This is a genomic window from Streptomyces sp. NPDC054783 (genome assembly GCF_053611725.1).
The window spans coordinates 810,501-823,284 of record NZ_JBSHAY010000001.1 but is presented as its reverse complement, the minus strand read 5'-3'; the positions used below and the strand labels follow the sequence as shown (position 1 = coordinate 823,284).

Below are 12,784 nucleotides of genomic sequence, written 5' to 3'. Positions count from 1 at the left end.
ACGAGGACCCCGGCAAGGCGAATCCCAGAGGCCCTCGTCCATACGGCTGCAAGCCGTCCGCGGTCACCACACCGAGGCGACCGGCGACTCCACGTCTCCGTAATAGCCGTAGTGGCCGTTGATGGTGGCCCAGAAGCCCACCCGCACCACGTATGCCCCGCTGCCAGGGTTGTAGTTCTGACCGCCGTCGCTGATCCAGATGGCGTCGTCGGTGCCGGGCCCGTACCACGTGCCCATGCAGCCGTAGTCGTGCACATAGGACCAGCCGCCGAAGCCGTCCGACTTCCACAGTTGCGCGCACGGGAAGACGGCCGGGTGGGCGGAGCCGCTGCCGGGGTCGAGCGTGACGGCGATGCGGGCGTAGAAGCCACTGCCGTTGTTGCCCCACTGGTCCTCGATGCAGGAGTCGAGGTGAATACCGTGGCCGGCGTCGGCGAAGCTGCCGGTTCTCTCGGAGCGGCAGCCCCAGTTGCTGGTCGCCGCCGAAGCGTTGCTCGTGCCTGCCACGACGCCGCCGAGCGCCAATGCCCCCACCACGGCAGCGCGTACAATCCGGCTGATCTTTTTCACAGAATCTCCCATTTCCCCCCGGAACAGGCCGCCTTGTAGCGGCCGGTGGCAATCCTCCGTGGTCATCCTCTGTGCCACAAGGGTGGCTTCCGGCCTGACTTCGCGCGCCCTGCAGGGAGCCTGGCCGGTCGCATGCCCCACCACCCGCTCCCCGACGTCGACCTCCTCTGGCCCGCCGGCGGTGGACGACGCCTCTCCGAGCCGCAACCTGGCGCGGCTCAGCCCGGTTGTCGCCGAAGACTGATCAACCGGCAAGGGCCTACATCAGCCCTCATCCGCACGCGACAGGGCATCGGCGATCATGCGCGTGGCGAAGTCGCGGTCGTCGGTGATGCGGTTCAGGTGTTCCGCGAGCAGGAAGGCGGTGGCTTCCAGGGGATTCATCTCGACCTTGGTCCAGTATCCGTACTGCTTGCGCCAAAGACCGGGGCTCAGGCCGGTGCCGGCGGCTACGACCAAGCCGGCCATGGTGGGGATGGTCTCGGGACGGATGCTGGACCAACGGTGACCTCGCCCGCGTGCTGCCACACTGGCGTGCCAAGGCGGCCCAAGCCACCACGGACGCCGATCGCCGCACCCTCGGCCGTCTCGTCGGCCGTCGCATCGTCCGCACAGGATTCACCCTGGTCATGCCCCGATGGGGCGGCTGGACCAGCGACCTCGACCAGTCCGCCGAGCTCTTCGGCCGCTACTACCCCGAGCGCGCCGAGCAGATGCGTCTCGCCACCGCCATCGGCCGCACACCCACACCCGACCAGGCGGTGCTCGGGATGCTCATCAACGACCTCGGCTCCTGGCTCGCAGCCGAATACACAGCCGTGCACGGTGAGAAAGCCCCGCGCCCCTGAAGGGCGACCCATCTCGGACATCCCTGGGGGCGCGAACGGCATCGCGCGGGCTGTACCCCTGCGCGAGGAGGTCGTGAATGCGGGCGTGCCTGCGGCGGACCCGCGCGAGGTCGTGCCACGGGTGCCACCGCCCGGCCTCCCAGGGCCGGGCCGATGCCACCTAGGAGCACGGGCAACCGTTCTCTTCGCGGCCGGGACGACACGTCAGTCCGTCGATCCTGCCCCCGCACATGTCCGGCGCGCACACCGAGCTGACGCGCAGGAACCGACGGACCCTCGGCCTCATCACCATCCGGCTGCCGGCCATGGAGAGATCGGCAGGTCTCAGAAGGTACGAGCCGTGTACCCACGTCGACCGGCGGCCACAGACCCGAAACCCGGCTCCCGCGTATTACAGCGACGCGGTCGTCCCCTCCCCGGAGGCGCTGCCCGCGAGCCACTGGTCCCATCCCAGGTTGAAGTCGGCGTATCCGTTGTCGGCCGGGGCCTTGGCACGGGGCGAGCCGGTGATGGTGACGGGGTCGCCCTGCTTGACCTGGCCGTAGAACCACTTGGCGTCCGACAGGGACAGGTGGACGCAGCCGTGCGAGCCGCGGGCGCTGCCGCTGCCCGGATTGGGGTCGCCGGTCGAGTAGTGCACGTACGTGCCGGACTGGGTCAGGTGGATGTCCCAGGGCAGCGTCAGGTCGTAGTAGTTGGGGCTGCCCTTGTCGCAGCTGATGCCGACGCTGCAGGAGGTCATGTGGACCTTCTCCTGCTTGTCGATGACCGCCATCGTGCCGTTCCACGTCGGATACTGAGCGCTGCCCGCATTGATCGACAGGGTGCGCACCAGCTGGCCGTTGCGCGTCACCTTCATGGTGTGGCCGGTCACCGAGACGTCCGCGCGCACGTCGTCGCCGATGGTGAAAGTGTGGGTGTAGTTGCGTACGCCGTAGCGTCCGTTGCCGTTGCTGACGCCGTTCATGTCGGCGTCGACCCTCACCTTCGTGCCGGAGGGCCAGTACGTCTTCGGCCTCCAGTCGACGCGCTTGTCGCCCATCCAGTGCCAGGCGCCGGCCACCGGCTGAGAGGCACTCACCTTCATGTGCTTCTCCACCGCGGCCCGTGCTTTTGCCGCCACCGGGTTCGTGAAGACCACCGAGATCGGCATGGCCACGCCGACCGTGGTTCCCGCCTGAGGGGTGATCGTGTCCAGCAGCATCGGCGGACCCGCCGGCTTCGTCGGTGACGGAGAGGCACTCGCACTCGCCTTGCCCGGCGCCTTGGCGTCGTCCCCGCCCGCCTTGTCACTGCCGCCCCCGCCGCAGGCACTCGCGCCCACCAGCATCGCCCCGGTGACGAGTGCGATCCCTATGCCGCCCTTGCGCCGTCCCACGACCTGCCCCGTTCTCTCGCTCTTCGGCCCCTGTCGGCCCCGACTTCCTGTCAGACAGCAAGGGTGCGGCATGCAGTTGCGTGCGTCGTGTAAAACGTGTCCCAAATCTCGGCGCGCGCCGCCGGTCGGGGACATGAGGACGCGACATCGCCGCCTCCCGCCTTTCCTGCCTTCAGAGCACGTCAGGGGGCAAGGGGATGGGGCCGCACCCCTGCGGTCCGGCGGTCGGTGGTACCGGCCGCCATGCGGAGCAACACTTCGAACAAAGGTCTTCTGCATGCCGGACTTCCCTCGATGACGGCCGTGGATTCCGTGCGGGAACAGGCCCCGCCGTGCCGACGCCGGAAGGCCACGCCGGAGCCACCGCCATCTCGGACCTCACATCGAACTCGCCGCCGATGACAGGACTTCGAATCCGTCGAGTACCGAGCGGCAGGCACGCGGGGCTCGATCGCAGCGAGGTCTTCGGGCCGCGGCACCGGTCACGAACGGCAAGCAGATCCGGCTCCGCAGCGGTGGGCCGGGGGTCTGCACGCTCAGGCTCGGCTCGGCGACCGCGCCGCCGGTGGGCCGCACTTCGCAGGTCACGGCTCACGGGCGAATGCCTCGAGGTCGCGCAGCACTCGCGCTCGGTCCGCGTAGCGGGGCAGCGCCCACAATTCATGCCGTCATGCCAGAACGCGGCGCCTGCCGGTCGGTCGCAGACGGTATCGCGGAGAGGGGCCGCCGGCTCCGTGGTTCAGGACGCGGCCGCGGCGTTCCGGCGCTGCGCGGCGAGCGGCACGCAGGCAGCGACGATCGCGCCCAGGATCAGGATCACCGAAGGGAGCGCGGCCCAGGCCCGCGCCTGCTTCAGCAGCACGGCGGAGGAGGCCGCACCCGCGACGAGGCCGACGAACCGCAGCGGCACCCAGACCCCGGGGCGGCCGGTGCCAATTCCCTTCACGATGTAGGTGGCGAGCGTGCCGGTCAGGTAGGTGGTCGGCGCGGCGGCCTCTCCGGCGGCGACCATGCACGCGGACTGCACGCCCATGGCGAGCGCGGCCCCGAACTGCATGACGTCCCGAGCCGTCTCGCCCGGTGTGCCGCCGGTCAGGCCCCAGGCCAGCGCCCCCGCTGCCAGCAGGGCCGCCTCGACGCCGAGAAGGAACATGACGTGCCGGGGCCAGTGGGTCGCCGGCGCCGCGGAGCCGCGCGTGCGCCAGGCGACGACCGCTGTGCCCGCGCCGAACCCGGACAGTGCCAGCACCGCCGCGGTGACATCGACGGCCGCGCCCCGGCCGAGGGCCATACCGAGCAACGCGAGATTGCTGGTCATGACGCCCGCGAAAACCCGGTCGAGCCCGAGGAAGGACACGGATTCGACAGCGCCGGACGCCGCCACCAGCAGCACCACGGCGATGCACAGAGAGCGTCCCGGGAGGACTTTCGACTGCACCTGCTGCTCCACGACTTCCCCCAGGGGGCTCGTCACTCAGAGTGTGCCATCGTAACCCTGGGGTGAAGCATGCCTGCGTCACAGCAGGCGACAGCGAAATTGCCGAGCTCTTTCGTGAGGTCGGTCTGCGTACGCACGGTCTCCGCAGCCCAGTCGGCACCGGCCTGCGAGGTCTGCTCCTGGACGCACCGCGGCGGCCACCGACCTCTCGCAGGCATCGACGACCGCGAGGCCGCTCTGCCGGACGGCGTAATGGTACTTGTGCTGGATGTCCGCCAAGTCGCGAACCACCGCGTCGATGCCGGCGCCCCACGATTCGCTCCGCCGCGTTTGCCCTCGCGCGGGCCGCGCGCTGCGGCACGGCGGCGGGGCCGGTTCCCGGGGCTCGCGCCTTCGGGAACCGGCCCCGCCGTCGTCAGTGTCTGCCGTCTCTCACTGCCCGAAGCCGTAGGCGAACAGGTGGTCGGTGCCTGTCGAGCCCGTCACCGGCAGGGTGATCGACGCCACCTGCTTGGACCCGTCGAGCGGGACCTTTGTGGCGAAGACGTAGGTCTTCACGCCGTCCCGGCCCCCGCTGCCGGTGTTCCGGTAGCCGGTCGTGACGGCCGTGGTGTCACCCGGGAGCGGCTTGCTCGAACCGGCGTTGAGCGTCCAGTCGGAGAAGCCGACCGTCGCCTTCGATGTGGTGCCGTCGGTGTAGGTGACGGTCACCGTGCCCGAGACCCCGCTGCCGTCGGTCGGTGCGTTGGCCGCCGTGCCCAGCAGGCCCAACGACGCACCCGACGTCCCGGCCGGCATCGGGATGGTCTGACCGCCCATTTCCAGGTTGTCCAGCTGACCGGACGTCACCGTCGGCCAGGTGTAGGAGATGCCGTCGACCGTGACGGTGGAGCCGCTGGTGACGCCGGCCGCGGACAGCGCGTTCTGCGAGAAGGCCCAGCCGCCGCTGTCGAAGCCGCCCGAGAAGCTGGTGCCGTCGGGGTAGATGCCTTCGTTGGTGTCGTACGGCCACAGCTCGCCGGCCTTGGCCACGGCCACGCGGAGGGCCGCCCCGCTCAGTGCCGACCCGGCGCTGTGGTCGGTCAGCGCGAAGGTGACCGGGAACGTTCCTTCGCCCGCGCCCGCTGTCACATGGACCTTCGCCTCGGCGCTGCCCGAGGCGGGCACCTTCACCGAGCCGGACGTGGTGTCGAGGGTGACGCCGGAGGGTGCCGTCGCCTTCCAGTCGACGGTGACGTCCTTGCCGCCGAGGTTGGTGAGGTCGAGCGTGGCGTCGCCGGACGCGCCCGGCTGGAGCACAAGGCCGTCGCTTGAGGGGCCGGTCGCGGCCAGGACCCGGTCGCCGCCGGTGGTGTCCGACGGCGGCACCGCCGACGGGTCGGACGCCCAGGACTGGTTCGGCTGGGTGCCGAGGGTGAAGTCGACCGTGCCCGCGCCCTTGAACTGCTGGTACGTCAGCCAGGAGGTGTTCCACTCCTTGCCCTTGACGTCGAGGGACTGCACGTACGGGGCATCGGGTGCCGCCTGCGGCGCGTTGATCTGCGCCGTCTTGCCGCCCGCGAAGGTCACCTTGGCCACCGGGAACGCCGGGCTGCCGAGCGCCAGGGTGTCCGTGCCCGGAGTCTCGGGGTACATGCCCAGCTCGGACCAGACGTACCAGGAGCTCATCGCGCCGAGGTCGTCGTTGCCGAACGAGCCGACCGGAGCGTTGAAGTACAGCTTCTGCTGGGCCGCGCGGACGGCCGCCTGGGTCTTCCACGGCTGGCCCGTGTAGTCGTACTCCCAGGGGATTTCCACGCTGGGCTCGTTGCTCAGGTTGGCGTCGGTGTTGCCGGGGTCGGTGATGTTGTCGAGGAGGCTGTCCAGGAAGGACGAGTACGCCTTGTCACCCCCGCGCGCCTGGATGAGCTGCTGCAGGTTGAACGGGACCATCGGCGTGTACTGGGCCGACGTGCCTTCCACGAAGCCGTTGGAGGTACCGGGGGTGAACCCGCCCGCGAACTGGCCGTTCTTGTTCTTCGCCTGCATGTAGCCGGTCTGCGGATCGAAGACGTTCATCCAGTCCTGGGCGCGGGTGGCGAACTTCGTGTAGACGTCCGTCTTCCCCAGCGACTTCGCGAAGGCGGCTAGGGCGTAGTCGGCGGAGTCGTACTCCAGCTGCGTGGAGACCGGGCCGTAGAAGTTGCAGCAGCCGTAGTCGTTCTCGTCCAGCGGCAGGTAGCCCTTGGCATCCCGCACCGACTCGCCGGGGCGGTCGTTGTTCGGGACGGTGGCCTGGTGCTGCAGGGCGGCGAGCGCCTTGTCCGTGTCGAAGCTCCGCGCGCCGAAGGCGTACGCGTCGGTGATGATGCCGGCGGCCGGGTCACCGACCATGACGTAACTCTCGCCGTTGTCCGACGCCCACTTGGGCAGCAGGCCCGTCTGGTCGTAGCCGTTGAGCATCGAGGTGACGACATCACTGGTGGCCTTCGGCTCGACCATCGCCATCAGCTGGGTCTGGGAGCGGTACGTGTCCCAGCCCGAGTAGTTGGCGTACTGGGCCTGCTGGCCCTTGGCCAGCTTGTGGATCTGGTTGTCCATGCCCATGTACTGGCCGTTGGCGTCCGAGAAGACGTTCGGGTGCAGCAGTGCGTGGTAGAGCGCGGTGTAGAACTGCACCTGCTGGTCCGAGGTGCCGCCGCCGATCTGGATCTTGTTCAGCACCGCGTTCCAGGCGTCGTGGTTCGCCTGTTCGACGGCATCGGTGTTCCAGTTCTTGATCTCGGTGGCGAGGTTGTCCGCCGCGCCTGCGTCACTGGTGTAGGAGATGCCGACCTTGGCTCGCACCGTCGGGTCGGAGGAGGTGTCGAACGTCAGGTACATGCCGTTCGCACCCGTCGTGGGGGGCTCGGCGGACGTGCTCGCGGCGGTCTTGCCCGCGGCCGGCGTCCGGGGCGCCGCGCTGCCGCTCCGGGCCGGGGACGGCGTGCCGGACGACTTCCCCGCGCTCCCGTGCACGGTCGGGGACGGGGCCGCGGGAACGGTGAAGTGCCTTTCCTTCAGCGGCTTTGACGGGTGCGCCTGCAGGCTCTGCCGGGCCTTGCCCGCTTTGAGCGACGTCGCGCCGGGGTTGATGGTGCTCCCGACCCAGGTGCCGCTGGTGGCGAACGGCTGGTCGAACTTGATGTCGAAGTGCAGCGTGTAGCGGTTGTTCGCACCGCAGAAGTGACCGCTGTCGACCGAGCCTCGGATCTCCTGCTTGTTCACCACCTGGACGCGGGTGCCGTCCACCTGTGTGGCTCCGCCGCTGAGCTTGAACAGCAGGTTCGCCTGCTTGCCCGCGGGGAAGGTGAAGGTGCCCAGGCCCGCTCGCGTGGTGTCGGTCAGCTGGGTCGTGACCCCGCCTGCGTCGGTGACCTTGTAGTTCCCGATGCCGGTGTGCTCGTCGTCGTGGCTGAACCCGACGGATGCGTTGCCGAGGTCTCCCGACAGGGTGCCGGTCACCGGCAGGACGGGCAGGTCGCCCGCTACGCCGCAGCCGGGACCCGAGACGTGGGTGAGGCTGAAGCCGGACAGTTTGTCGTCGTTGTACTCGTAGCCGCCGCCGGAGGGGCGGTCGGGCGTCGTGTCGGGACCCCACTGCACCATGCCGGCCGGCATGTCGGGGCCGGGGAAGGTGTCCACCTCGCCCGAGGTGCCGATGAGGGGGTTGACGAGGGACGCGGGGTCCTTCACCAAGGGCGGTGTCGCGGCGTTCGCGGCATAGGCGTCGCCGATCGCCGGGAGTGGGAGCGCGGCGATTCCCAGGACGCAGATCACGGCCAGGCGTTGACGGAGTCTCTTTCGGTTACGTGGCGCAGCTGAACGTCGGGGTCGGACCATCGGTTGCCTCCGCAGCGGTTCGTGCTTCGCACAGGTGCTGACGTGCCGAAGGACAGGCATGTCGTGGCAGGCAACGTTGTCAGGCCGTCTCGATGGGCGGCCTGACAACGTTGCCATGCACGAGTGTCGAGTGAAACGCGTGGGCTCACGGGATGTCAACGAGGTCAACGCAGCTTTCTGAGCGCGAAGTTCGCAACCGGATGGCCCCGGTACCACGCCGTCGTTGTCGGCACGCGGTCCCGGACCCCGGTGGATCCGGGGGGCCGGCCACGGCCAGAGGTCACACGGGGCCCCCGGCGGCCCAGGAATCGGGTCCGCTCGCACTTGACCGGACCAGCCAGGAACCGGGCCGAACCTTCACGCAGTTGCGCACCTCAGCGCAATACCCCATCCGCACCACCGCCAACGACGTGCACCAGCAGAGACACAGGCGAGCGCCGTGCTCCGCCCTCGGGCCGGCGCCTCATGACCGGCGGCCCGCCGAGGCGACGCGGCAACGGCGAACCGGCTTCCGCCCTCCCCCGTCGACACGGTCGACGGGTCGGCCCCGGTGGCACTTCGAGGCGCTGCACACGGCGGCTCCCCCTACGTCGGCAACGTCGAGGAGTTGCCGATGTCGACGACGACGCAAGGGCAGCTTCCTCCCCGGCAACGCCCCCTGCGTCGCAAAAGCGACCGGCAACGACGCCGGGCGCGTTTGGGTCGCGCCGCGCTGTGGGTCGCCTTCGAACCCGGCCCTGGCAGTGCATCGGGCTCCGACACAGCAAGTTCCCAGCACATCCTTGCCCGGATGCGCTGGGAACCGACCATCAGGTGGTGCGTTACGCGGCGGTGATGCAGGTCTTGATGGCGTACACCGGAGACCAGTCGCCATTCGGAGCGTGGTAGAAGGCGTTGGGGGTCGTGTAGGCCGCGTCCTCGCCACCGTCGGCGGCGACAGGACCGTACGCCTGTGGAACATCCTCCTGCCTCCCCCGGCCACAGCCATCGGCAAGATCTGCCGAGCCCTCGGCCGCGACCTCACCCCGCAGGAGGGCTCGACGTACCTGCCCGACCAGCCACCACACGCCACATGCCCGGCCTGAGCCCGGCTCGGCCCGGCCCCTGGAAGCCGGCTCTCGCCCGCCGGAAGACACTCAGCACGCGCGGACGGGGCTCGCCTGATCCTCCTCGTGGCTGCCGAGCGGCACCCGGCCGTGGGCGTTTCAGGGTCTCGGTTGCCGTTGCGCAAGCCGGCAGTGCTCGACGCCATCGGTGGCGGCGCCGTACGGCGGGTCAGGACGGGGACGCCCTTCTGCGCCTGCTGACCAGCAGCGCTGCAGCGGCGGCTCCCAGAGCGACGGCTCCGGTGCCCACACCCAGCCACACGGCGGTCGGCAGTCCATGCGCGCCGTCGTGGCGAGCGGGGCCCTGGGTGACGGTGAGGTAGCTGGTCTTCTTCACGCGCCCACGGTGGCTGACGACGGTGACGGGATACGTGCCAGGGGCCAGGCCCGGCTTGATCCGCGCCGGGCCCCAGAAGACCGGGTCATCCGCCTCATGGCCCTTGACCATGTCGAACTCCAGCTTGGCCGGGGACCGGAACGCCGGGGAAGTCGCGGTCAGTTGCTCCTCCTCCCCCGGGTCCGGATGCGCGTCCTGCCACCTCACATACACCGTCCGGCCCGCCGTGATCGTGAAGCCCTTGGCCCGGGCGCTGAGCAGATACCCCTCCTTCCCGAAGAACGCCGGCCCCCTGGCCTTGCCCAGATAGTCGTCGTCGCCCGGGCGGGCCGAGCGGACGTCCAGCCGGCTCTCGGCCTTCCGCCTCCCGGCCGCATCGGTCACCCACACCGGGTACGACCCATCACGGAGGGCGTGCCGCAGCGGCACGTCAAAGGCGTTGAAAGTACGGGTGTTGTTCCAGGATTTCCTGTCGTATGCGAGACGGACGGGCGAAGCGAATGCCGTGCAATGGGCCGTGAAGGACTTGCCGGTCTCTCCGGGGTACAGGTCGTCGAAGAACAGGTTCACCTTGATCCCCGGCCGCCCCGCGCCGCCTCCGTCCACTTCGATGGACGGACGCTTCGGCGGCTTCACGTCGATGGTGTCACGAGCGACGACCCTGCCTCCGGCCTTCACCACGAGCGGATACGATCCGGGCTTGGCCGACACCGGGATGGGCGCCCTCACGCCCTCCCCGCCGGTGTCCGCCGCAGGGTCGTCCAGCCGGACCGGGGCCGCGAAGACCGGCGATTCGGCCACCAGATGCACGCCCGGCTTCCGTTCGTAGTTGAGCAGATCGATCCCGATGGCCTCACCGGGGCGCGGGCCCGCGTACGCCTGGCTGATCGTCGGAGGGTCTTCGGCGGCCACGGCCGGCATCGTCAGGCCCGCACAACTCAGCACTCCGCCCCATACACCGACGGCCACCACCCGCTGCCAGTTCGCCCGCATGGCGTCCCCCTCTCACTCGAAGAGGAAGAGGGGAAGACCGGCGCGGCGGTTCGTCAAGCAGCCCAGGAAGACACTGGGAGCCGCCTTCATCAGCGATCCTGCCCAGATGGGAACGACACGGCGACAGCTCTCGCCACGGCCTGCGGGGACTTCGCAGCTGGAGGTGGCGACCTGGAAAGCAGCCTCGAAGGGCGTGTAGCGGCCGAAAGGTCAGCCGCGCTCGCGGAGGTACGCCTCCAGCTCTGCGGCCCCGGTGAGCATCGCCCGCCCGCGGGCGGACAGCCGGCCGTGCCAGTCGCGCAGTGCGGCCTCCAGCGGCTCCAGCCCGCCCGCCGCCCGTACCTGGGCGATCAGCGGGGCGATCTGCTCCAGCAGGTAGCCGCCCCGCCTCAGCTGGTGGGCCAGCCGGGCATCCCGTACGTCGGCCTCGTCGTAGACGCGGTACCCGGTCAGCGGGTCGCGGCGCGGGCGCACCAGTCCGGCGCGCTCCCATTTGCGCAACGTCGCCGGCCGGATTCCGAGCTTCCCTGCCAGCGGCCCGATGAACGTGCCGGCGGGACCCGACACCGCGGCCGGCTCGGACTCCGCACCGGGCTCAGGCGCCGCAGTGGCCCCGAGGTCCCGGAGGGCGCTCTCCACCGCCTGGAGGGTCCGCCTGTCGTCGAGGAGTTGGGCGTGACTCTCGTCGATGAGGCGGAAGGCCTCATCGACCCCGCCCTGGTTCACGGCCCGCATGATCGACGTCGCCGTCTGGTGGCCGTGGCCGGGCACCAGGGCAAGGAACGCGCGCAGGGCCCGCGCGTGCAGCGGCGTATAGGTGCGGTAGCCGTGAGGTGTGCGAGCGGCGGCCGGAAGGATGCCGGCCTCCTCGTAGTTCCTGATCGCCTGCGTGGACAGACCGTGCCCGCGAGCCAGATCAACCGGCCTGAGTCGCTCGCCGCTTTGAAGGTTTTGCCCCACGATCCTGACAATATCGCGGAAAAGTTTCAACCAAAGGTTCAACGATACCGTTGAAGGCATGGCTACGGACATCAAGGACACCGCTCGCGCCGTCGAGGCTGCCGCCATCATGAGGTTGCTCCCGGCCCGGCCCCGGCTGCTCGCCCTGGGCGAACCCACTCACGGCGAGGACATTCTGCTCGAGCTGCGCAACGAGCTCTTCCGGCAGCTCGTCGAGGAGGAGGGCTACCGGACGATCGCGATCGAGAGCGACTGCATGATGGGCCTGGTCGTGGACGACTACGTCACCTCGGGTACCGGCAGTCTCGACGAGGTCATGGAGCACGGATTCAGCCACCCGGACCTCGGGTTGGGCGCGTCCGCGGCCAACCGCGAACTCGTGCGCTGGATGCGCGCCCACAACGACGGCCGACCCGCGTCCGAGCGGCTCCACTTCGCCGGTTTCGACGGCCCGTTGGAGATCACCGGCGCCACGAGCCCCCGGCAGGCCCTCACCGCACTCCACGGCTACCTCGCGGACCGAGTGGACGCGGACCTGCTCCCCTGCACCGGGGAAACACTCGACCGCCTGCTCGGCACCGACGACCGGTGGACCAATCCCGCCGCGATGATGGACCCGGCCCAATCCGTTGGGCGGTCGGCCGAGGCCAGGGAGTTGCGGCTGCTCGCCGACGACCTGGTGGCGCTGCTCGACGCCCAGACGCCGCACCTGGTCACGCCGACCTCGCGGGACGGCTGGGATCGGGCGCGCCTGTACGGGCGCACCGCGACCGGCCTGCTGCGCTACCACTACTGGATGGCCGACACCTCACCGGCCCGCATGACGCGGCTGTGCGCGCTGCGGGATTCGATGATGGCCGCCAACCTGCTCGCCATCGCCGAACAGGGCCCGGTGCTGGTGCACGCCCACAACTCCCATCTGCAGCGGGAGAAGAGCACGATGCAGATGTGGCAGGGCCCGGTGGAGTGGTGGAGCGCCGGTGCGCTGGTAAACGCGCAACTCGGCGAGGGGTACGCCTTCGTGGCCACGGCCCTCGGCACGATCCGGCACCGGGGTGTGGACACCCCGGCCCCGGACACCATCGAAGGCCTCCTGTACGCGCTCCCCGAGGACCGCTGCGTCATCGACGCCCCGCGGCTGGCCACCGCCCTTGGCGACACGCGGCCCGCTCACCGCCAATCCCCCTGGTTCGGCTACTCCCCGCTCGACCCGGCACACCTGGCGAACAGCGACGGGATCGTGTTCGTCAAGGACATCCCACAGGCCTAGCTGTGCCATCTCATGACGTTGGT

General features: G+C 69.9%; 8 protein-coding genes and 2 pseudogenes. 3 read left to right on the top strand and 7 right to left on the bottom strand.

Annotated elements, in window-relative coordinates; all coding sequences use genetic code 11:
- Window positions 1-63: 63 nt before the first annotated feature.
- Together ACWGJ5_RS03810 and ACWGJ5_RS03805 are read right to left on the bottom strand one after the other, a co-directional pair.
- Window positions 64-570 (bottom strand): hypothetical protein, encoded by a 507-nt coding sequence (locus ACWGJ5_RS03810; RefSeq protein WP_453308155.1) that lies wholly within the window; start codon window positions 568-570, stop codon window positions 64-66.
- A gap of 264 nt (window positions 571-834) precedes the next feature.
- Window positions 835-1,065, bottom strand: a pseudogene (locus ACWGJ5_RS03805) (hypothetical protein); the annotation flags it as partial.
- Between the two features lie 2 nt (window positions 1,066-1,067).
- Between ACWGJ5_RS03805 and ACWGJ5_RS03800 the strand changes: the two are divergent.
- Window positions 1,068-1,418, top strand: a pseudogene (locus tag ACWGJ5_RS03800) (nucleotidyltransferase); the annotation flags it as partial.
- A 391-nt stretch (window positions 1,419-1,809) separates the two neighbouring features.
- Here ACWGJ5_RS03800 and ACWGJ5_RS03795 read toward each other — a convergent pair.
- The 3 genes from ACWGJ5_RS03795 to ACWGJ5_RS03785 all read right to left on the bottom strand — a co-directional run bounded on the left by ACWGJ5_RS03795 (window position 1,810) and on the right by ACWGJ5_RS03785 (window position 8,032).
- On the bottom strand, window positions 1,810-2,748 hold the full coding sequence (locus ACWGJ5_RS03795; RefSeq protein WP_453308281.1) for a L,D-transpeptidase: 939 nt from the start codon (window positions 2,746-2,748) through the stop codon (window positions 1,810-1,812).
- Window positions 2,749-3,535: 787 nt separating this feature from the next.
- A complete protein-coding gene (locus ACWGJ5_RS03790; protein ID WP_453308154.1) occupies window positions 3,536-4,270 on the bottom strand; it encodes a DUF1275 family protein in 735 nt (244 codons plus the stop codon).
- Window positions 4,271-4,666: 396 nt separating this feature from the next.
- Entirely contained in the window at window positions 4,667-8,032 is a 3,366-nt protein-coding gene (locus tag ACWGJ5_RS03785; RefSeq protein ID WP_453308153.1) for a GH92 family glycosyl hydrolase, read from the bottom strand.
- Between the two features lie 944 nt (window positions 8,033-8,976).
- Here ACWGJ5_RS03785 and ACWGJ5_RS03780 point away from each other — a divergent pair.
- Complete coding sequence (locus ACWGJ5_RS03780; RefSeq protein ID WP_453308152.1) at window positions 8,977-9,180, top strand: hypothetical protein; 204 nt, start codon at window positions 8,977-8,979, stop codon at window positions 9,178-9,180.
- 190 nt (window positions 9,181-9,370) lie between these two features.
- On the opposite strand, the gene ACWGJ5_RS03775 is transcribed toward ACWGJ5_RS03780, so the two are convergent.
- Both ACWGJ5_RS03775 and ACWGJ5_RS03770 read right to left on the bottom strand, forming a co-directional pair.
- On the bottom strand, window positions 9,371-10,531 hold the full coding sequence (locus ACWGJ5_RS03775) for a hypothetical protein (RefSeq protein WP_453308151.1): 1,161 nt from the start codon (window positions 10,529-10,531) through the stop codon (window positions 9,371-9,373).
- Between the two features lie 210 nt (window positions 10,532-10,741).
- Window positions 10,742-11,491 carry a MerR family transcriptional regulator gene (locus ACWGJ5_RS03770; protein ID WP_453308150.1) on the bottom strand — a complete coding sequence of 250 codons (750 nt, stop codon included), beginning with the start codon at window positions 11,489-11,491 and terminating at the stop codon, window positions 10,742-10,744.
- 58 nt (window positions 11,492-11,549) lie between these two features.
- Here ACWGJ5_RS03770 and ACWGJ5_RS03765 point away from each other — a divergent pair, with 58 nt between their 5' ends.
- Window positions 11,550-12,761: an erythromycin esterase family protein gene (locus ACWGJ5_RS03765; RefSeq protein ID WP_453308149.1), complete on the top strand. Its 1,212-nt coding sequence runs from the start codon at window positions 11,550-11,552 to the stop codon at window positions 12,759-12,761.
- Window positions 12,762-12,784 lie beyond the last annotated feature (23 nt).

Bases quoted from the DNA above. Each gene is read 5' to 3' on its own strand.
- ACWGJ5_RS03795 (WP_453308281.1), bottom strand. From the start codon at position 2,748: ATGCTGGTGGGCGCGAGTGCCTGCGGCGGGGGCGGCAGTGACAAGGCG.
- ACWGJ5_RS03775 (WP_453308151.1), bottom strand. From the start codon at position 10,531: ATGCGGGCGAACTGGCAGCGGGTGGTGGCCGTCGGTGTATGGGGCGGA.
- ACWGJ5_RS03765 (WP_453308149.1), top strand. From the start codon at position 11,550: ATGGCTACGGACATCAAGGACACCGCTCGCGCCGTCGAGGCTGCCGCC.